Origin of the sequence: Oceanicola sp. D3 (assembly GCF_006351965.1) — a bacterium.
In the GTDB taxonomy this organism is placed as follows: Bacteria; Pseudomonadota; Alphaproteobacteria; order Rhodobacterales; family Rhodobacteraceae; genus Vannielia.
Genome location: NZ_CP040932.1, coordinates 2,542,472 through 2,560,285, shown reverse-complemented (window position 1 = coordinate 2,560,285; position 17,814 = coordinate 2,542,472). Strand labels below are relative to the sequence as shown.

Annotated in this window: 16 protein-coding genes; 7 read left to right on the top strand and 9 right to left on the bottom strand. The window is 61.5% G+C overall.

Features of this window, described 5'->3' with window-relative positions; translation table 11 throughout:
- Positions 1 to 2: 2 nt before the first annotated feature.
- The 6 genes from FHY55_RS12975 to FHY55_RS12945 all read right to left on the bottom strand — a co-directional run bounded on the left by FHY55_RS12975 (position 3) and on the right by FHY55_RS12945 (position 6,971).
- Positions 3 to 1,250 (bottom strand): AAA family ATPase, encoded by a 1,248-nt coding sequence (locus FHY55_RS12975; protein WP_140014599.1) that lies wholly within the window; start codon positions 1,248 to 1,250, stop codon positions 3 to 5.
- Positions 1,247 to 2,485, bottom strand: coding sequence for a restriction endonuclease subunit S (locus tag FHY55_RS12970; RefSeq protein WP_254695303.1), 1,239 nt, complete (start codon positions 2,483 to 2,485; stop codon positions 1,247 to 1,249). Before FHY55_RS12970 ends, FHY55_RS12975 begins: the two co-directional genes overlap by 4 nt.
- Positions 2,482 to 4,458, bottom strand: a complete 1,977-nt coding sequence (locus FHY55_RS12965; RefSeq protein ID WP_254695302.1) for a class I SAM-dependent DNA methyltransferase — start codon at positions 4,456 to 4,458, stop codon at positions 2,482 to 2,484. The genes FHY55_RS12970 and FHY55_RS12965 overlap by 4 nt, the downstream gene beginning before the upstream one ends.
- Positions 4,459 to 4,531: 73 nt before the next feature.
- Positions 4,532 to 4,735: a type II toxin-antitoxin system Phd/YefM family antitoxin gene (locus FHY55_RS12960; protein ID WP_140014597.1), complete on the bottom strand. Its 204-nt coding sequence runs from the start codon at positions 4,733 to 4,735 to the stop codon at positions 4,532 to 4,534.
- 458 nt (positions 4,736 to 5,193) lie between these two features.
- Positions 5,194 to 6,519, bottom strand: a complete 1,326-nt coding sequence (locus FHY55_RS12950; RefSeq protein ID WP_140014595.1) for a recombinase family protein — start codon at positions 6,517 to 6,519, stop codon at positions 5,194 to 5,196.
- On the bottom strand, positions 6,516 to 6,971 hold the full coding sequence (locus tag FHY55_RS12945) for a DUF2924 domain-containing protein (RefSeq protein WP_140014594.1): 456 nt from the start codon (positions 6,969 to 6,971) through the stop codon (positions 6,516 to 6,518). Before FHY55_RS12945 ends, FHY55_RS12950 begins: the two co-directional genes overlap by 4 nt.
- 387 nt (positions 6,972 to 7,358) lie before the next feature.
- Between FHY55_RS12945 and FHY55_RS12935 the strand changes: the two genes are divergently transcribed.
- The 6 genes from FHY55_RS12935 to FHY55_RS12910 all read left to right on the top strand — a co-directional run bounded on the left by FHY55_RS12935 (position 7,359) and on the right by FHY55_RS12910 (position 14,161).
- On the top strand, positions 7,359 to 9,524 hold the full coding sequence (locus tag FHY55_RS12935; RefSeq protein WP_140014592.1) for a hypothetical protein: 2,166 nt from the start codon (positions 7,359 to 7,361) through the stop codon (positions 9,522 to 9,524).
- 91 nt (positions 9,525 to 9,615) lie between these two features.
- On the top strand, positions 9,616 to 9,816 hold the full coding sequence (locus FHY55_RS12930; RefSeq protein WP_140014591.1) for a hypothetical protein: 201 nt from the start codon (positions 9,616 to 9,618) through the stop codon (positions 9,814 to 9,816).
- Positions 9,817 to 9,939: 123 nt separating this feature from the next.
- Positions 9,940 to 10,647, top strand: a complete 708-nt coding sequence (locus tag FHY55_RS12925) for a sigma-70 family RNA polymerase sigma factor (protein WP_140014590.1) — start codon at positions 9,940 to 9,942, stop codon at positions 10,645 to 10,647.
- A gap of 80 nt (positions 10,648 to 10,727) precedes the next feature.
- Positions 10,728 to 10,907, top strand: coding sequence for a hypothetical protein (locus FHY55_RS12920; protein WP_140014589.1), 180 nt, complete (start codon positions 10,728 to 10,730; stop codon positions 10,905 to 10,907).
- Entirely contained in the window at positions 10,907 to 11,125 is a 219-nt protein-coding gene (locus FHY55_RS12915) for an AlpA family transcriptional regulator (protein ID WP_140014588.1), read from the top strand. Before FHY55_RS12920 ends, FHY55_RS12915 begins: the two co-directional genes overlap by 1 nt.
- A gap of 3 nt (positions 11,126 to 11,128) precedes the next feature.
- Complete coding sequence (locus FHY55_RS12910; protein ID WP_140014587.1) at positions 11,129 to 14,161, top strand: bifunctional DNA primase/polymerase; 3,033 nt, start codon at positions 11,129 to 11,131, stop codon at positions 14,159 to 14,161.
- 111 nt (positions 14,162 to 14,272) lie between these two features.
- Here FHY55_RS12910 and FHY55_RS12905 read toward each other — a convergent pair whose 3' ends face one another.
- The 3 genes from FHY55_RS12905 to FHY55_RS12895 all read right to left on the bottom strand — a co-directional run bounded on the left by FHY55_RS12905 (position 14,273) and on the right by FHY55_RS12895 (position 16,731).
- Positions 14,273 to 15,658, bottom strand: coding sequence for an IS1182 family transposase (locus FHY55_RS12905; RefSeq protein ID WP_140012979.1), 1,386 nt, complete (start codon positions 15,656 to 15,658; stop codon positions 14,273 to 14,275).
- 127 nt (positions 15,659 to 15,785) lie between these two features.
- On the bottom strand, positions 15,786 to 16,037 hold the full coding sequence (locus tag FHY55_RS12900; protein WP_140014586.1) for a DUF6552 family protein: 252 nt from the start codon (positions 16,035 to 16,037) through the stop codon (positions 15,786 to 15,788).
- Positions 16,027 to 16,731, bottom strand: coding sequence for an SDR family oxidoreductase (locus FHY55_RS12895; RefSeq protein WP_140014585.1), 705 nt, complete (start codon positions 16,729 to 16,731; stop codon positions 16,027 to 16,029). The genes FHY55_RS12900 and FHY55_RS12895 overlap by 11 nt, the downstream gene beginning before the upstream one ends.
- Positions 16,732 to 16,829: 98 nt before the next feature.
- On the opposite strand from FHY55_RS12895, the gene FHY55_RS12890 reads away from it, so the two are divergent.
- Positions 16,830 to 17,708: a LysR substrate-binding domain-containing protein gene (locus FHY55_RS12890; RefSeq protein ID WP_140014584.1), complete on the top strand. Its 879-nt coding sequence runs from the start codon at positions 16,830 to 16,832 to the stop codon at positions 17,706 to 17,708.
- The last annotated feature ends 106 nt before the right edge of the window (positions 17,709 to 17,814 follow it).

Genomic DNA, 17,814 nt, shown 5'->3' with positions numbered 1-17,814 from the left:
CCTCACTCGTCTCCCTCCATAAAATCGAGAAGGGTTATGGCGCGCGTAATCTCTGGGTCGTCTTCTCCAATTGCTTCAGACAGAGTCTTGATTGCAGCCCTGGCTTCCTCTGCCTTGCCACTACCGATGAGCTTTGCAATTTTCGCAATCGTGTCCTCTACGCTTGCGTTACGTGACTTGGTGTCCATCACCTCTTCGAGGACTCGACTTGAATCGACGCCAAATGAGCGCTCCGGCGAGTAGACTTTGCCATCTTTGATCATCTGGATTCTGTCGTGGGGAACTTCGCCAATCACTTGAGGAGAATGGGTGGTGGCGATGAACTGGCACTTTCGGAACGTCTCGGTGAGAAGAGGCACGATCTGCCGCTGCCAAAGCGGATGCATGTGCATGTCGATTTCGTCAATGAGGACGATCCCAACACCGTCCTTGACCGGATCATCCAACGCTGGATTGGCTTGAGACAGCCGGCGGGCCAGGTCGAGTGCGAGTGCCAGCACTCCGCGCTCACCTTCAGACAGATATCGCACGTCGAGCTCGATACCGTCTTTCGAGATCAGCAGGCGTGGCTTGTCTGCACCATTGGCCGCCCGCAGTCCCGTGCAGGTAGGAAGAAAGCTAGCGGCTGCTGATTTCAGTGCCTCAAGGTGCGAGCCCGCACGCGGCAATTCTTCTGCCAGCGCCTCCTGTGCCAGCATCCAAGAGGCCATGTCCCGAAGGTGGAGCGGCCGGACATCGGACAGCGCATCGGCAAATGCCGCAGCCTGCCCGCCGCGGCTCCGCCCGACCTTGATTTGCTCGTCTGTGGGGTGCGACCGACGAGTTCCGAAGTAGATCGCGATCGGCTGATTGCCGGATGGATCCGCTTTGGGCCATTGTGAGGGCGAAAGTTCTTCCCTCTCAGGGGTGTCGAACGTCGCCTGTCGAACAGAGCCTTCCTCGTCTGGAACGAACTGTTCCCTTGGCTTGTGTAGCAGAAAGTGCCGTTCCCCTTCAGGGAAGTCGAAATCCACATCGACGGTCAGCGAGGCGCTTCCCAGCCGGATATCCTCAGAGGCGAATGCAAGAGGCGCCGAACGACTAACTGTAAACTTCGGCAAGACTCGCGACAAGGAAACCCGCAGAGCCTCGAGGACGCTGCTCTTGCCGACACCGTTGATACCCACCAGCAACGTGAAGCGCGGATCGAATTCAAACGTCGCCTGTTCGAAGCCGCGAAGCCCCGCAATGCTGAGCTGTTTGATCTTCATGCCGCCTCCGGAATTACGAGCTGGCCAGTCACGGCCGCTGCGATCAGGGCTGCGCGGCGCTCTTTAAGCAATGCGATGGACTTCTCCGTCGCGGTGCGCAGGCGGTCGATCTTGGCGGTCTCGGCGCTAATGTGATCGACGATCTGCTGCTGTTCATCCAGCGGCGGCACGGGCCACCAGGTTTCGAAGAAGCCCTCGGGATAGAGCCGCAGGCGGGAGGACCAGACGCCCTTGGAGTAGCGGGTTACTTCCTGCGCGAAGACGGGGATGCGGACCAGAGCATCGACGTAATCGGGCAGCAGGCACGGGCCTGGGGTGTAGACATTGTAGGCGGGGCTGACGATGCCATCGACGCGGGCGGTGCCCATGGCGCCCATCCAGGCCCAGAGGGTGTTGATGGCTAGGTCCCCGACAAAGCACAGTTTGTAGCCAGCCGTGCTTTCTGCCTCGAACATGTTCACGTCCTTCTCGGACCGGGGGGTGACGCCGGTCAGGTGCGAGACCGTCAGCATTTCCTCTTCGCCGGTCTGGGATCTCTGGTCGCGTTCGCTGAAAAGCCAGCGGGAGCGCTCCACCTCCCAATGCGCAGGGATATCGCCGAGCCAGTCGATGCCTGATGGGCGCAGCCGTGCGGAAGGATCGAGGCCGCGCAAAACGGCCTCGGCCACGATGGAACGCCGCTTCTCGGCCATCAAATCAAGCAACCGCTGCTTTGCAGCGATGAGTGCGTCGATGTCGGCAGTTTCTCGGTCGAGGAAGTCCGCAATGCCCTCCTGCGTCGGCTGAGTGGGACATGGTATCGGCACATTTCCAATGAACGCCCAATCAGCACGGGGCATCTTTGAGCCGAAGGTCGACGCATCAACAGCGTCAATGAATTCGCGAGAAAGCATGACGTAAAGACCGAACCGGGAATTGAGCCGCTCAGGCCTTAGGGGAAGCAACTCCGTCGAACATCTTCCATCAAAGTCGGCAACCCACGCCTTCGCCAAGTATGGCCTCAGCTTGCCAAAAAGAATGTCGCCCGCTTGAAAAACTGAGGAAAGCGACTCGCCACCAACAGCCGTGGACGGATCATCATTTTCTTGCCCGCTGGCAGAAGTGATAAGTCTTCCTGTGCCGCTCTCGATATTTTCAAGGCCGACATATGGCAGCTCGCTCTCGCCGCCTTCCGTTCGGTTGCGCCGCAATTCGACGGCATACTTTAGGCGAAGTCTTGGATAGGCTTCGGTCACTCCGTTACCTCCTGCAACAGCCGCAGGATCTCGTCCTCCGCCTTCTTCAGGTCCGCGTCGATCTCGGTCAGCTTGCGGGGCGGCGTGAATTGATAGAAGTGGCGGTTGAAGTTGATCTCGTAGCCGACCTTGTCCTTGCTCCGGTCCATCCAGGCATCCGGCACATGCGGCAGAACCTCATGCGCCAAGTAGGCGTCGATATCCTTCTTCAGAGGGATGTTCTCGAAGTCGCGCAGGTCGGGGTCTGCCTCGAAGCCCTTGCCAGCCTTCACCCGCTCGGCCTCAGCGTCCTTCTTCGTGAACACATTGCGAAACAGCTTGACTTCGGGCGCGCGCCAGCGGGACTCCCGCTTCTTCAGCAGCTTGTCGATGCTGCCCCAAACCGTGTTCCAGTCGAGCTCTGGTTCGCGTCCCAGCGCCTTGTCGATCGCCTGAATGTCATCGAGCAGATGCGGTGCCGCGTCGAGGAAGCGGGCCTTGTCCTCGACCGTCATCCGGTAGCATAGCCGCAGTGGGCGCTCGACGGTGACGCGGGTATAGCCGAAGTCGGCATTGTCGAAGATCTTGGACTTGGCGTTCTGGGTGTAGCCTCCGTAGAGTCTTACGATCTCGGCGATCTGATCGGGTTCGTCCGGGCGAGCATCCCCTTCGGGCGCCTTGCCAGCGCCGATCTTGCGGCGTTTGTCGCCCTGACTGCGACGCATCGGAAGCCAGATGTCGCGGGCATCGACGAGCTGGATCTTGGCCTTGCGCTCCGCAGGCTTGTTGTTCGTCACGATCCAGATGTAGGTGCCGATCCCGGTGTTGTAGAACATCTGCTCTGGAAGGGCGACGATGGCCTCGAGCATGTCGCGCTCGATGATCCACTTTCGGATATTGCTTTCGCCGCCGCCAGCACCCCCGGTGAACAGCGGCGAGCCCGAGAACACGATGGCCGCGCGCGAGCCGTACTTCTGGGCCTCGGTATCGACGTCCTCGAACTTGGAGATCATATGCTGCAGGAACAGCAGCGAGCCATCGTTGACACGCGGCAGGCCTGCGCTCCATGGGCTGTCCTCCGGTGCCTTCTCGTGCCGCTGGACGATCTCTTTCTTCTGCTTCTTCCAGTCCACGCCGAAGGGCGGGTTGGCGATAAAGTAGTCGAAGGTCTGATCTTCGAACTTGTCATCAGTGAAGCTGTCGCCAAAACGGACGTTCTCGCCACCGCCGTTGTGATCGACCTGTTTCATAAGCATGTCGGAGGCGGCCGTCGCAAAGGCACGCTTGTTGTAATCCTGGCCGTAGACGTAAAGTTTTGCCGCTGTGTTGTGTCGGCGCATGTATGCTTGGGCTTCGGCCAACATCCCGCCGGTGCCACACGCCGGGTCGAGCATTCTGACCGCGTAGCCCTCCTTGGTCAGGAGGTTGTCGTCGCCGATGAAAAGTAGATCGACCATGAGGTGAATGACTTCACGAGGGGTGAAGTGGTCACCGGCAGTCTCGTTGGCCAGTTCGTTGAAGCGCCGGATCAGGTTCTCGAAAACGAGCCCCATCTGCTCGTTCGGCACCTTGTCCGGGTGCAGATCGACATCGCAGAATTCCTTAACGACCAAGTAAAGGATGTCCGCGTCATGCATCCGTTCGATTTCGTTTCCGAACTCGAAATACTCGAAGATGCGGCGAACATTGGCTGAGAATCCGTTAATGTAGCTCGTCAAGTGGCTGTGGATGTTGTCGGGGTCACCTTTCAGCTTCTGGAAATCCAACGGCGAACGGTTGTGGAACCGGTGACCAGCGGCTCGATTGAGAATGCGGTCAAGAGCGTCGTCCTCCAGCTTGCCACCCCTGCGGCGAGAATACTCTGCGAGAACCTGGTCCTTGGTGTCGGCCAGCACGCAATCGAAGCGACGCAGAACTACCAGAGGCAGCATGACGCGCTCATATTGCGGCGGGCGATAGGGCCCACGCAGGAGGTCAGCGATCTGCCAGATCAAGTTTGCCAGGTCCGAGTGGCTTGCCATATCGTTCAGTCCTCCGCCGGTTCGTCCGGTCTATTTTTCTTTTTGATCAGTCTTCGGGCCCTGAGCGTCGACTTGACGCCGCAGCAGCCACTTGTTTCTTTGCCCTTGCCGTCAGCCGCTCAAACTCTTCAACCGCCATCACGACGACAACGGGGCGGCCATACTTCTCAACGGCCACTGGCTCCGCCCTTGCCATATCAATCAAGCGTCCGAAGGCGTTCTTCGCGTCACGCGCCGACATGCTTTGCATGAAGTAGCTCCTTCTCAATTTGGAGCTACTTTAGCCAAGATGTTCTGTGGAGGATAGACGTTAACGCGCTGATTCGTATGCTAGAGACAGCGATCTCTGCGCTTCCCATTCGGAGGGGAAGTCCGCTTGGAGAGCTGCCTTTTGAAGGTCTGTCCCGAAGTACCCCTCGAGCGATTTCTCCACGAGGTCAGGAGCCAAAAGTGTCAGACGGAGGATGCGAGCAAGGTACGTTGTAGAGATCTTCTCCCGTTCCGCGAGGTCTGCGATTGTCGAAAATTGCCCAGTATCGAGCAGTTGCTTCCATCGGAAAGCCCGAGCCAATGCCTTTACAAACGTCGCATCTGCGTGCCGTTGGACAGTCCGAGCGGTAGGCACAAGCATCTCCTTCCGGCCGCCCCGCTTCACGATACGGAAGGGAACGTGCACTGTCACCGTGTCAGGAAACGGCGCACCGCGTGTCATGCGGCTTCTCCAATTTCGCCGGCCAGCATCTCGTGCGCGAGGCCGCCGAGACCATCCACGCGCAGCCGTACGTTCAGGCCCTCCGCCCCAAGATCGACGCGCTCGACCAACAGCGCTACGATGCGGGCTTGCTCGGCAGGGAACAGTTCGTCCCACAGCGGGTCAAGTTGCTGCAGGGCCGCGCGGGCGTCGGTTTCGGTGATATCGCCGACACGCGCCCGGGCGGCCTTCCATGTCCCAGCCACGATCTCGGGCTGGCGGAATACGGCGCGGAGTTGGTCGATGACGGCGGTTTCAATTTCGCCCGCCGGAACACGGCCGACCGGGCATGATCCTGCACCGTGCTTCAAAACCGTCTGGCTGACATAGTATCGGTAAAGCTTGCCGCCCTTGCGCGTGTGCGTCGGCGAAAAGGCCGCCCCGTCGGGGCCGTAGAGCAGACCTTTCAGCAGCGCAGGAGTGTCTGCCCGGGTGCGCGCTGCACGCTTGCGGGGGCTTTCGGTCAGGATGGCGTGGACCTTGTCCCAGACATCCCTGTCGATGATGGCATCATGCTCGCCGGGATAGCTGTCGCCCTTGTGGACCGCCTCGCCGATATAGGCGCGGTTGTTAAGCATGCGGTAGATAAACTTCTTGTCCATCGGGTTGCCCTTGGGGGTCAGTATGCCCTTGGCAGCGGTTTCGCGGGCCAGTTCGGTGCCAGATCCGATTTTGATAAACCGCTCGAATGCCCAACGGACATCGGCTGCGCGCTCCTCGTCGATGATCAGTTTGCGACTTTCAACGCGATAACCGTAGGGCGGAACCCCGCCCATCCACATCCCCTTTTTGCGGCTCGCCGCGACCTTGTCGCGAATGCGCTCGGCCGTGACCTCGCGCTCGAACTGGGCGAAGGAAAGCAGGATGTTTAGCGTCAGCCGCCCCATTGATGTGGTGGTATTGAACGACTGCGTCACCGAGACGAAGGTCACGTCATTGCGGTCGAACACCTCGACCAGCTTGGCGAAATCGGCCAGTGAGCGGCTGAGGCGGTCGATCTTGTAGACAACGACCACATCGACAAGCCCGTCCTCGATGTCTTCCAGCAGCCGCTTCAGGCCGGGCCTTTCCAGCGTGCCGCCCGAGATGCCGCCGTCGTCATACTGGTCGCGGACCAGCACCCAGCCCTCCGAGCGCTGGCTGGCGATGTACGCCTCGCAGGCCTCCCGCTGGGCATGGAGGCTGTTGAATTCCTGCTCTAGCCCTTCCTCGGAGGATTTCCGGGTGTAGACCGCGCAGCGCAGCTTGCGGACGACCTTCGACTTTTCAGGCAGCTTGGTCATGTCCGACCCCGGTGGTTCTTGAGCCCAAAGAAGACCCAGCCGTTCCAGCGCGTGCCGGTGATGGCGCGGGCGATGGCGGACAGCGATTTGTAGGGCCGCCCCTGCCATTCGAAGCCGTCGGCGGTGACGGTTGCGACGTGCTCGACCCCTTGCCATTCTCGCAGCAGCCGGGTGCCGGTGATCGGGCGGTCGCGGTCGAGACAAATGCCGCGCTTCTTCCTGTCGCCGCCGTCCAGTTCCTCTCCGAGCCGCTCCAACCGCCGGACCGTCTCGGGCTTCAGCCCGCCATAGGCCAGTTCCTGGATGCGATAGGCGAGGCGGCTTTCCAGGTAGCGGCGGTTGAAGGGCGGCGGCTCGCTGTCGAAGAGGTCCCGCCACTGCGCCTTTAGCTCCGGCGTCGGGGTGGTTTTCAGCGCGGCCAGGCGCGCGGGGATGGGATTGTTTGTGGTCATGCGGTCTCCTCTTGCGTTGGAGTTGCATGAGCGCTCTGGTCGGGCGGGTTGTGTAGCGGAAATTCTCCAGCGTTGGCAGATAGTTGAGCGCGGTCGCGCATCTGGAGTCGGACCAACCCGAGGGCCAGCAAGCGGCAGAGTTCGGCGCGGCGTTCGGCCGGGGTTAGCTTGTCCGGGGAGAGAGGGTTCGGGCGTTTCATGCGGCATCCCTGTTGGTGTCACTGGGATGGAAAAGCCGATCGAGGTCGCCATTTGGGACAGCCGGAAAGTGTGAATTGCGTGAACGTCGTGATTTATTCGCGAATTGCGCGGCCGCGCTCGGTGCGCCACCTTAAGGCACGGCTCTGAGTACCCACCTGTTCTCTGGCACCTGACGGAGAGCATTAAATGGCCAGAGCCCCTTACAAGACCTGTCCCGGACTTTTTCGTTTGGCTGAATTCGCGCATCCAGGCGACATCCTCGGGTTCCTCAGGCAGGAGGAGTTCCAACGCGAGAAATGGCTGGGGAAATACCTGCCCGAGCAGGGAGACGAGCTGGCGTCGGGCACGCTGGATCAGATTCTGCAACAGGAGAAGAAGACCCGCCTCGATCCCCTGGAACGGGAGGCCTCGCGCATTCTCAAGGTCATCGAACCCCGCGGACAGTTCGCCTTGGAAGGCTTGGTCAAATCAAGGATGCGGCCAAATGAGCAGGCTGAATTCGGGCGCGCAAAAGACCAATTCTGTCGAAGCTTGTGGTCCTATCTGAACCACCGGCTCATCTTCGAGGCAGTCGAGAGCGAGATCCATCGCAGGCTCTACCGGACCTACGCCAAGCACTACAAATCCTACCCGGTCGTTCAAGCCAGGAACGTGCGTCCAGACCAGAGGGACGCGGCAATTGCGGCGTTCATCGAGGACATTCAGATCAGGCTGGACAAGGGCGATGGTTGCCGCGTCGAACGTTTCGACATTCCCGTCGGTCCCGAAGAACCGGCAGCGGAGATGTACATCATCTATCACCCGAACGCGCTGGCCAGCGCCAGGGAGATCAACGAAGAGGGCGAGCGCCGGACGATCTATTTCCGTCCGCCCGGAGAGGCGACGGTCATTTACACGCCCTCTACTGGCGTCGCAGAAATACGTGCCGACACGCAGCTTATCCGCGAGGAGGTTGCTGAGAGTTTCGCGTGTTCACTACTGGACGGCCAGCTTTCGAAGGAACCGCTCGGGTTTCGTGAGTATGACCTGTCGCGATTCCTGGAGGGGCTGGAACTGGATTGCCCAGAGTTAAGCGGCTTTCAGGTGAAGTCTGCGCGGGTTCTGAAGGCCGACATCTGCGTCGGTTCGCTCGCCAATCGCCTGAGCCTGTCGACCACCAAGCAGCACCACCTGGACGATCTGATCGACCGGATTCCGGGCTTGCGCAATGCGTTCAGGAATGCGGTCGCCATGCGTTTCGTGGATATTTTTGTCGAATACACCATGTCCGGCGACGCGGAGCCCAGAACCCTAGACTTCACGATTTCAGACCAGAACACCTGCAGCCTGCAGAGTTTGCCGGAGGAGCACGAGCGCGTGCTTGGCCATCGGTTACTCAAGCGCTGGGGAATCCTGCGCGAGTTTCGGCGGCTGACCGCCGCAGAAGCGAATGCGACCATGCCGGTTCTTCTGGAGCTCTGGAACGCCGGTCTGGCTGAAGTTTCCGGATCATGGATCGGAACGCGGGGCCTGGACGAGACCATCCTGACTTCTACGGGGTTCCTGACGCCCGTTGGTTGGGAGGACGTCGACCTCGTGGAAGAAAACGCCGTTCAGATGGATGCTCAAATCGTCGTTGAAGGCAGTCGGGCTCTCCAGGTGCTGACGCGCGGAACGCAAATGGATGGCGGCGATGCCTTGCACTACCGGCGTTTCAAGGTCGACCAAGGCTGGGTCCTGCAGCATCTCCGAGACGTCCTGCCGGATGCACTGGACGAGGTGTTGGTCGAGTCGCTGTCCCCGGACCTCCATGCCCTTGGAGCATTGCACGTCGACGACGGATTGGTGCCAGTCTACCTCGCACGCAGCCTGTCGGACCCCAGAGTTCTGGCAGCGAGTGACCAACTCACTCGGGCTCGAAGCGATCGGGGCACAGGGTTGGTGCTCAGTGCGGTCCGGGAGCCCTTCAGGTGCCTTGCGTCAAATGTCCTTGCCCCGCTGGTCGATCACATCGGTACGGACATCGACATGAAGACCATGTCGCGTGAAATGCTCGTCCAGGCCTTCCGCAACAACAGGGTCCTGGCACAAGGCGGTCGTGCCGTTGAATTGGTCTGGGATGGGGGCGACATCGGCGAGCTGTTCGTGCCAGGGAAGGGAACGGTCCAGATCAAGGGCAGGAGCAGGTTGATCCCTGTCGACAAGCTGGTGAAGGCATACAAATCCGGCGTGAAGGCGGTCAGGACCGGCACGCTAACAGAGCACTGCCCGGGCACGCAGTTCCGCAATGTCTTCGGCGCGGCGCTCTGGACGACGCTCGAGGGGAATTTCATTCGCTCGGCCGGACACGGCGCGTGGGAGATTGCCGCCTGAACTCGACTAACAACCAGCTAACTTTCAGGGGTCTGACGAACTAACGAATCGGCTGCCACATACGTCGCCATCCGAAACAAGGAGGCGAAACATGCCGACATTTCAAAGATCCCCGAACCTCGACCACGCTGACACCGGCCACCTCGACTGGCGCTGCACCTGCTGCGGCAAGCTGATGGGCCGCCGGGCTGGTGCCGTGGTCCTGATCCAGTTCGCGCGAGGCCACCGCTACCGCGCACCGCGCCCGGTCTCCGCGGTCTGCCGCGCCTGCGGCACCCTCAACGAAACCTGATCCCTAGAAGCGCGGGCGGTGAAGAGCCGCCCGCCTTTCCTTTTTTTCCCAACCCGAGAGGCGCGCGACGCCCTGACCTGGCCACGATGAGGCGCCTGACGCCCGGCCGCAAGGCAGGCGTCTTTGTCCCATCGTTGGCACGAGGTCCACGCGAACCTCCTCACCCAGATCGCGCGTCCAACCTTTCATCTTCAGTTCAGGGCACTCACCCGGGTCGAACCGGCGCTGGCCGGGTTCTCCGACGCGGGTGGGGTGCTCGGGTTTCTTCACGGGCCCGAGGCCGACCCGGAGGCCAGGAACCGGCTTCTCACGGCGCTGGTGCGGCAGGCACAGGCCCATGAGACCTCATTGCAGGCAGCGACTACGCTCCTTCTCCTGGCGCTCTGGCCCGGGCTCGATGCGATCCGCAGTCGACTGCTGCGGTACTATCGCCGGAATCCAGACCTACTTGCAGGCGAGTTGACCGGTCGGCTGACCGAGCAGGTTCTCAACGTCGATCTCGGAAGGGTTAGCCGTATTGCCGCGACGGTTCTCCGCAATGTCGAGCGTGACCTGAAACGGGCGCTGATGCGCGAGCGGGACCGCTGCGAGGATCCACTCGAACCCGAGCAGCACGCGGAAACGGGCGCCGATGCGCTACCGAGCGGCCTGCGTCGGCGCCTCCGGATCCTGATCGGACCGGACGCCGACCTGGTCATCGCTGTCACCCTTTTCGGCTTCAGCCAGAAGGAAGCCGCGAATGCACTCGAGCTCAGCCATGAGGCGGCCCGCAAGCGCTACCAGCGGGCCATGGGCCGTCTCGTGAAGATTGCTGCGGAGATCGAGCAGTGAGCTGTCCCAATCCCGGGGCCGGACCGGCTTTTCCCCATCGTGAGCCGCCAATCGGCGGCGCGAGCACGAAGGAGATCGGTATGGGGCATCGCTCCGAGCATGACTATCAGCAGATCCCGGGGCTGTTCCGGCTCTGGGATCTGCAGTTCCTCTTCAGCAGGGACGATGACTATCACGTCCACTACGCCGAGCAGACCGGGGACGGCACGCCGCTCTTCGCGGTCTACCGGCGGGCAGTGGGCGAGGGGAGGGCGCGTTGATGGCGTATCCCTTCTCATCCCAGGATCCGGGAGCCGGTGAGCAGCTACTGCGAAAACGCGAGCTGGCAAAGCGCTGGAAGATCAGCATCCGCACGCTCGAACGCTGGCAAGCGGATGGCTTCGGACCGCGCTGGCTGCTTCTGGGCGGGTCGGTGCGATACCGCCTGAGCGACGTGATCGCCTACGAGGACGCACAGTCCCGCGGAGGCCAGTCGTAAACCATGGGGGCAGCGCCGGATACGCGCCGCCCTGACACAAGAGAGACAACCGACCGGGTGGCCAGCGGCCGCCCCGTTGGCGCTGGCATCTCGGGATACGGTGATCTTGCGCCGCCACTTCTCGAGAACGGCTACGAGCCCCTTCCCATCATACCCCGAGAGAAACGGCCCGCGCTTTCCCGGTGGACGTCCTGTCCCGTCGACAGTGACGCCGTCGAGACCTGGTCCCGCCAGTTTCCCGGTCATTCGGTGGGCCTGAGGACCGGCGCCCTGGTCGGGCTTGATATCGACGTGCTGGATCCCGACCGGGCGCACGAGGTGCAGGCCCTGGCCGAGCACCGGTTTGGCGCGACGCTGATCCGGGTCGGGCTCTGGCCGAAGCGCCTGTTGCTTTATCGCACGGTGGTGCCGTTCGGGAAGTTGAAGGCAGGCCAGGTGGAGTTCCTCGGGGCCGGGCAGCAGTTTGTGGCCTTCGGGACGCATCCCGGCACGGGGCAACCCTATTACTGGCCCGAGGGCGAGACGCCGCTCGATGTACCACTCAGTGACTTGCCCACACTCGATGCAGCATCGGCCGGGAGCTTCCTCGCGGAACTGGGAGGCGGGTTGACGAAACCGGTCTCAATCAGACGCGGGACCTGCCGGCCCGAGGACCGAGGCACCGGTCAGATAGAGCGGAACGCCCAGGGGCTGGTCACCGATGGCCGGGATAGCTGGCTCAGCAGCATCGCCTTCCATGCCGTGCATGACGCCCTGGCCATGGGGGCCACGCTGGACGCCTGCAGCCTCGCGGCAGGGGTGTGGAACTGGTTCTGCTCGACCGCTGACTTGGATCGCCCCAGGAAGGCCGGAGGCCGCGACTATGGTCTCGCCGACGCCCTGACCAAGGTCACAGACAAGCTGCGGCTATTGTCCGAGGGTCGGCTGCCGTCTCGCGACACAGCGACACCGGAGCCGGACCACGAACTACCGACGCTCAATGCGGATGAGGGCAGGACGCGGCTCCGCGAGCTGCTGGAGAGCTTCGCCGCCCAGGTCAGGGACTGGCATGCCGGCGACCAGTTCGACGTGCCGGCGCTCGGGATCCGCGCGACGGTCGGCCTCGGAAAGTCGCACATGTCCAGGACGGTTCTGTTGAAGCTCCAGCAAGACCTGAGAGCGGCCGGGCAGCCTCACAGGCTCTTCGTCTTCGTGCCGTCCCACGCCCTGGCAGAGGAAGCCGCGGCAGAATGGACTGCTGCCGGTGCTGCAACCGCAGTTCTCAGAGGCTACGGGCGCAAGCACCCGGTCTCCGGCGAACCCATGTGCCGCGACCTCGATATGGTGAAAATGGCGATTGCAGCGAGGCTGCCGGTGCACGAAACCGCCTGCAGTTCCGCGGCCGGTCGCTGCCGTTTGTTCGAGGCCTGCGAGAAGCAGCAGAACCGGCGTGAAGTTGCTGCAGCTGATGTCGTGGTCGCACCCTATGACACGCTGTTCTCGGGCCTCTCCTTTGAAAAGGATGACGTGGCTCTGCTGGTGATTGACGAGGCGTGCTGGCCCCGCGCGATCGAGCAGCAGAACGATCTGACGATCGACGCCATTCTCGCGGAGCCGGTGTCCGGGCTTGGCAGGGGCGGGATCGAGCGAAGCGGGGTCGCGGCGACGGCTGACCTGGTCGCTTATCGCGAGCGTCTCACCACGGCCCTGAAGGCCAATGGGGCCGGACCGCTAAAGCGCTCTGCGCTGCTGGCCGGTCGGCTGACCGCGGATGATGCACGCCACGCTGCACGGCTGGAACGGGCGCGGGTTGACGCACCCAGTTTACATCCTGGGATGACCATCGCGGAGCGGCGGAAGGCTATGGACGTCACAGGCGATACTGAACGGGCAGAACAGCTTGCAGGGCTCTGGACGGCGGTCGCACGGTTCCTGGAGGCAGGCTCGGCGCTGTCCGGAGCGATCCGTCTTGGTACGGCTGCCACTGGCTTCGACCAGTGCATCGAGGTCAGACAGGTCCGGTCGCTGCACGAGAGCCTGCGTGGCCGCCCGGTCCTGCATCTCGACGCGACCCTGCGGCCAGACCTGGCGCGCCTGGTGCTGCCCGGACTTCAGGTCGAGGAGATCGAGGTGGCCGCACCGCACATGCGGGTGCGCCAGGTGGTCGGCAGCTTCGGGAAGTCGATGCTCTGCCAGGCGCCCGGTCTCACTCCCGAAGAAGCCAAAAGGCGCGAGAACCGGCTCGGCGAATGCGTGGACTACGTGCGCTGGCAAGCGGCGATCCACCGGAACGAGCGGGTGCTGGTGGTAACCTACAAGGCGGTCGAGCAGGCCTTCCAGGGCATCCCCGGCGTAGAAACGGCACACTTCAACGCGGTGGCGGGGTTGGACGCCTTCAAGGACGTAAGGCAGCTGATTGTCATCGGGCGCCCTATGCCGGGAACCAATGATCTGGAGGCGATGGTGGGCGCCTGCTTCGATCACGTCGGCAGAGGCAGCTACGAGAAGCTGCGGGCCGGGCTACGCAGCCAGTCGGGGCAGCCTGTGTCGATGCCGGTTCTCAGGCATACGGATGAGCGGGCGGAACTGCTGCGGCGCGCGATTTGCGATGACGAGTTGGTCCAGGTGGTCGGCCGGGGCAGGGGCGTGAACCGAACAGCGGATGATCCGCTTGACGTGCACATCCTGGCCGATGTCGCGTTGTCGCTGGTCTACGATGAGATCACGGTGTGGGAGGCGGTGAAGCCGGACCTGTTCCAGCGGATGCTGCTGGCAGGGTTGGCAGTGGATAGTCCCGGGGACGCCGCAGTACTTCATACCACCCTGTTCACGAGCAGCAACCAGGCAAAGCAGGCATTCGAAGCCGCGTTATTTAAGTGTCAAACCCCTATGTATGACTCTTATAGGGAAATGACCCTTAAATCTGCTGCCTACCGGCGTGCCGGACGAGGCCGGGGATGGCAGTGTGCTTGGTGGATCGGAGACGACCTAGGAGCAACAATGCGAGCGCGGATAGAGCGAGCGTTGGGGCACGTGGCCGGATGGGGAGAAGAATAGCAGCGCTTGCGTCGCTGCAGCGAATGACCGCTTCGAGCCGATACTGTGGAAAAACACCCGTTCGCGAGCGCAGAATCCTGGCATCCGAAAGCGGCGCGAGCGCCTTTCCCGTCAGGCTGTCCGCACTTGCTGCGGTGCAGGAAGTATCCTGGCCAGTTTCCTGAGGTTCTGGGCGGTGGCGGCGAGGAGGAATTCGTCATTTGCTCCGCATGGACCACGTAATCGGAGCCTGTTCAGGCCGAGGATGCGTTTGAGGTGAGCGAATAGCATTTCGACCTTCTTCCTCAGCTTCATCGAGATCGCGTATTGCTCGGTTTTCGCAATGTCGCGGGCAACCTGGCGGGCGTCTTCGTGTTCCTCGCGGGTGATCGACCGGAAGTCCATGTTGGGGCAGCAACGCGACTTCGAGGGGCAGGCCTGGCAGGTGTGCTTCAGGCACCGGTATTTGGCGACGCCCTTGCCGGTCGGCCCGCGGTTCGGATCGGAGTAGTTCCGGCGGAATTGCTTCAGCTCGTGGCCTTCGGGGCAGATGTATTGATTGTTCTCGGCATCCCACTCGAAGTCGGCCCGGGTCCAGGTCCCGTCGCTGCGCCCCGACTTGTCGAAGACAGGGATGTGCGGGGCAATTTTGCGGTCAACCAGCCATCCTAACATCGGCGCGGTGCCATAGGCCGTGTCCGCGATCAGGCGCTCTGGGTGCAAGTCGAACTTGGCCTTCACCCGCTCAAGCATGGTCTTCGTCGATCCGACCTCGGCTTGACGGATCGACCTCGTGGCCTCCACGTCCACAATCACGCCATGGTCCGTATCGATCAGGTAATTGTCGGAATAGCTGAAGAACGCCGGACCTTTACGGGCGGCCGTCCACTGGCTGGCCGGGTCGGAATGCGAGGTAAACTTGGGCTGCACCTCGCTGGCCGCGCCAAAGGCGGCTTCGTCCAGCGTCTCCAGATACTCACGGACGGCCCGGCGCGCGTCGGCAGGGTCGATCTGCCTGGCGTCCCAATCCTCTTTCGGCGTCGAGTTCTGCTTGTTGGCATCCGCTTCGATCAGACTTGCGTCGACCGCCATGCGCTGCCCGCTGACCAGGCCCTCAGCGATGCACCGTGCGACCGTCACCTCGAACAGATGGCGCAGCAACTCGCTGTCCCGGAACCGGCCGTGTCTGTTCTTGGAAAATGTCGAGTGATCGGGAACCCGGTCGGCGAGATCGAGGCGGCAAAACCAGCGATATGCCAGGTTCAGATGCACCTCTTCACACAGCCGCCGCTCCGACCGAATGCCGAAGCAATAGCCGACCAGCAGCATGCGGATCAGCAACTCGGGATCGACCGAGGGGCGGCCAGTGTGGCTGTAGAAATCTGCAAGATGGGCGCGGATGCTGCTCAGGTCGACAAAGCGGTCGATGGATCGAAGCAAGTGGTCTTGCGGGACGTGATCATCAAGCGAGAACTCGTAGAACAACGCCGGTTGCGCCTCCTGCCGCGGTCCCATCATCGCCGATCCTCCCACCCATTGCAGGAATTGAATCAGCCAGAAGCCCCCCGATCAAGCGTGAGTTTTTCAACAAAATAAGCCCCGCCTGCCAAATGCTGCACAACGCCCGAATGGCTGCTCTCGCCAATCAGCCGCTTGCCATTCCGGCAATCATCGCGCCAAGGGCGACAAGGTGGACAAGCATGAGCGCCTTGTCATTCCACAGCGCGCCGACGGCGAACCATCCCACGACACCGATGAGAAACAGGTAAAGGTTCCAAGGTGTCAAGCCAAACCCCGTCGCGGTGTATCCCATGATCTGGATGGCGGATGCGCTCCACTTGACCGCGAAGACAAGGCGCTCGCGCGCTGAGGCAAAGGCCAAGGTATCAAACGGCACGGGTCAACCCTCCGTCGATACGCAGGTTTTGTCCCGTCATGTAGCCACCATCTTCCGAGGCGAGCCACGAAATCAGAGAAGACACCTCCGAAGCGAAGCCGTAACGTCCCATGGGAATACGCGCTTTGCGGTCTCCGGCTTCGGGCAGGCTGTCTATGAAGCCGGGAAGGACGTTGTTCATGCGAATGTTCTCTGACGCATATTTGTCCGAATAGAGCTTCGTGAATGCGGCGAGCCCGGCCCGGAAGACCCCCGACGTTGGAAAAAGAGGGTCGGGTTCGAAAGCGGCATAGGTCGAAATGTTGATGATTGCCCCACCGCCCTGCTTCTGCATCAATGAGGTGACAAGCCGTGTCGGACGGATGACGTTCATCAGGTAGACTTCCATGCCTTGATGCCAGTCGACGTCGCTGATTTCGAGAACCGGTCCCTTGGGGCCGTGGCCAGCAGAGTTCACCAAGACATCGATACGGCCCCAACGATCCTTCGCACCATCGATCAAAGCGTTCAGCGCTCCACCATCAAGGTTGGAGCCCGTCACACCAAAGCCGCCCAGTTCGCCGCCGAGCGCCTCTCCCTTACCGGACGAGGACAGGATGCCGACTTTGAACCCATCTTCTGCCAGTTTACGGGCTGCATCCGCCCCCATGCCGCTGCCGCCAGCTGTGATCAGAGCTACTTTTTCTACTGCCATACTGAGCATCCCTTCATGGTTATGGCATATATAATGGCCCATTCTGGGAGGTTCGATTGAGAATTGATGCTACATGACAGTAGAAATACTATTGCAGAGTGACTGAACTACCCCCACTCAACAGTTTGCGTGCGTTCGATGCCGCAGGCCGCCGCCTCAGTTTCCGCTCAGCAGCGGAAGAACTGGGCGTCACGCAGGGGGCCGTTGCGCAACATGTGCGCCAACTCGAAGCGCAACTTGGTGTGGTCTTGTTTGAACGGGTGCCGAAAGGCCTGAGGTTCACATCGGTCGGGCGAAGCTACCACAACAGGATTGCGGGAATTTTTGCCGACCTTCGATCCGCAACGGCAGAGCTGAAGCCAGAGCCGAACAAGGTTCTTATCAGCGTCACTCCGACCTTTGCTGCGAAATGGCTGATCCCCAACCTACCAGACTTCACCTCTGCACACCCGAACATTGATTTGCGGATCATGGCGACCGAGAAAGTTTCCAGCTTCCATAGTGACGGGATAGACCTTGCAGTGCGCCAAGGATCGCCGCCGTTCGGCGCGTCACTGGACGTAACCCTTTTGTTCAAGCAATCGCTTATCGCGGTCGCAGCGCCAATGTTTGCGGACGAGGGCGATATCCCTCTTGAACCAGAAGCGCTCAGCAAACTGCCGAAGGTCCATGACACCCATGACCTATGGCCCAGCTATCTTGCGCAACTGGGCGTAAAGAACCAATCTGCTCGGCACCTTCGTCTGAGCCAAACGTCGCTTGCGGTGGATGCAGCCATCGCCGGGCAAGGTGTGGCCCTGGTAAGCCGGTTTCTGGTGACCCCTGACCTCGAAGCAGGCCGTTTGATCGAGGTTGGCCCAGCCTGGGACGCGGACAGAAGTGACTTCTATGTCCTCATCCCGCGAACCGCCAGAAACAATCAGTCGGTGACCAACGTCTTGACGTGGCTCAAGTCGCGCTCCGCGTCAGACACCTGACGCCTTGGATCAAAGCGGCCATTCAGATCATTCGGACGAACGGCAGCAAGGTCCCGCACAGCCGACGTTCAAGTAGTCACAAGTGGCTCTCACGACCATTGACCAT

What these genes read in the sequence shown, in the direction of transcription:
- FHY55_RS12975 (WP_140014599.1), bottom strand. Translation starts at nt 1,250, where the DNA reads ATGAAGATCAAACAGCTCAGCATTGCGGGGCTTCGCGGCTTCGAACAG.
- FHY55_RS12960 (WP_140014597.1), bottom strand. Translation starts at nt 4,735, where the DNA reads ATGCAAAGCATGTCGGCGCGTGACGCGAAGAACGCCTTCGGACGCTTG.
- FHY55_RS12950 (WP_140014595.1), bottom strand. Translation starts at nt 6,519, where the DNA reads ATGACCAAGCTGCCTGAAAAGTCGAAGGTCGTCCGCAAGCTGCGCTGC.
- FHY55_RS12945 (WP_140014594.1), bottom strand. Translation starts at nt 6,971, where the DNA reads ATGACCACAAACAATCCCATCCCCGCGCGCCTGGCCGCGCTGAAAACC.
- FHY55_RS12935 (WP_140014592.1), top strand. Translation starts at nt 7,359, where the DNA reads ATGGCCAGAGCCCCTTACAAGACCTGTCCCGGACTTTTTCGTTTGGCT.
- FHY55_RS12930 (WP_140014591.1), top strand. Translation starts at nt 9,616, where the DNA reads ATGCCGACATTTCAAAGATCCCCGAACCTCGACCACGCTGACACCGGC.
- FHY55_RS12920 (WP_140014589.1), top strand. Translation starts at nt 10,728, where the DNA reads ATGGGGCATCGCTCCGAGCATGACTATCAGCAGATCCCGGGGCTGTTC.
- FHY55_RS12915 (WP_140014588.1), top strand. Translation starts at nt 10,907, where the DNA reads ATGGCGTATCCCTTCTCATCCCAGGATCCGGGAGCCGGTGAGCAGCTA.
- FHY55_RS12910 (WP_140014587.1), top strand. Translation starts at nt 11,129, where the DNA reads ATGGGGGCAGCGCCGGATACGCGCCGCCCTGACACAAGAGAGACAACC.
- FHY55_RS12905 (WP_140012979.1), bottom strand. Translation starts at nt 15,658, where the DNA reads ATGATGGGACCGCGGCAGGAGGCGCAACCGGCGTTGTTCTACGAGTTC.
- FHY55_RS12895 (WP_140014585.1), bottom strand. Translation starts at nt 16,731, where the DNA reads ATGGCAGTAGAAAAAGTAGCTCTGATCACAGCTGGCGGCAGCGGCATG.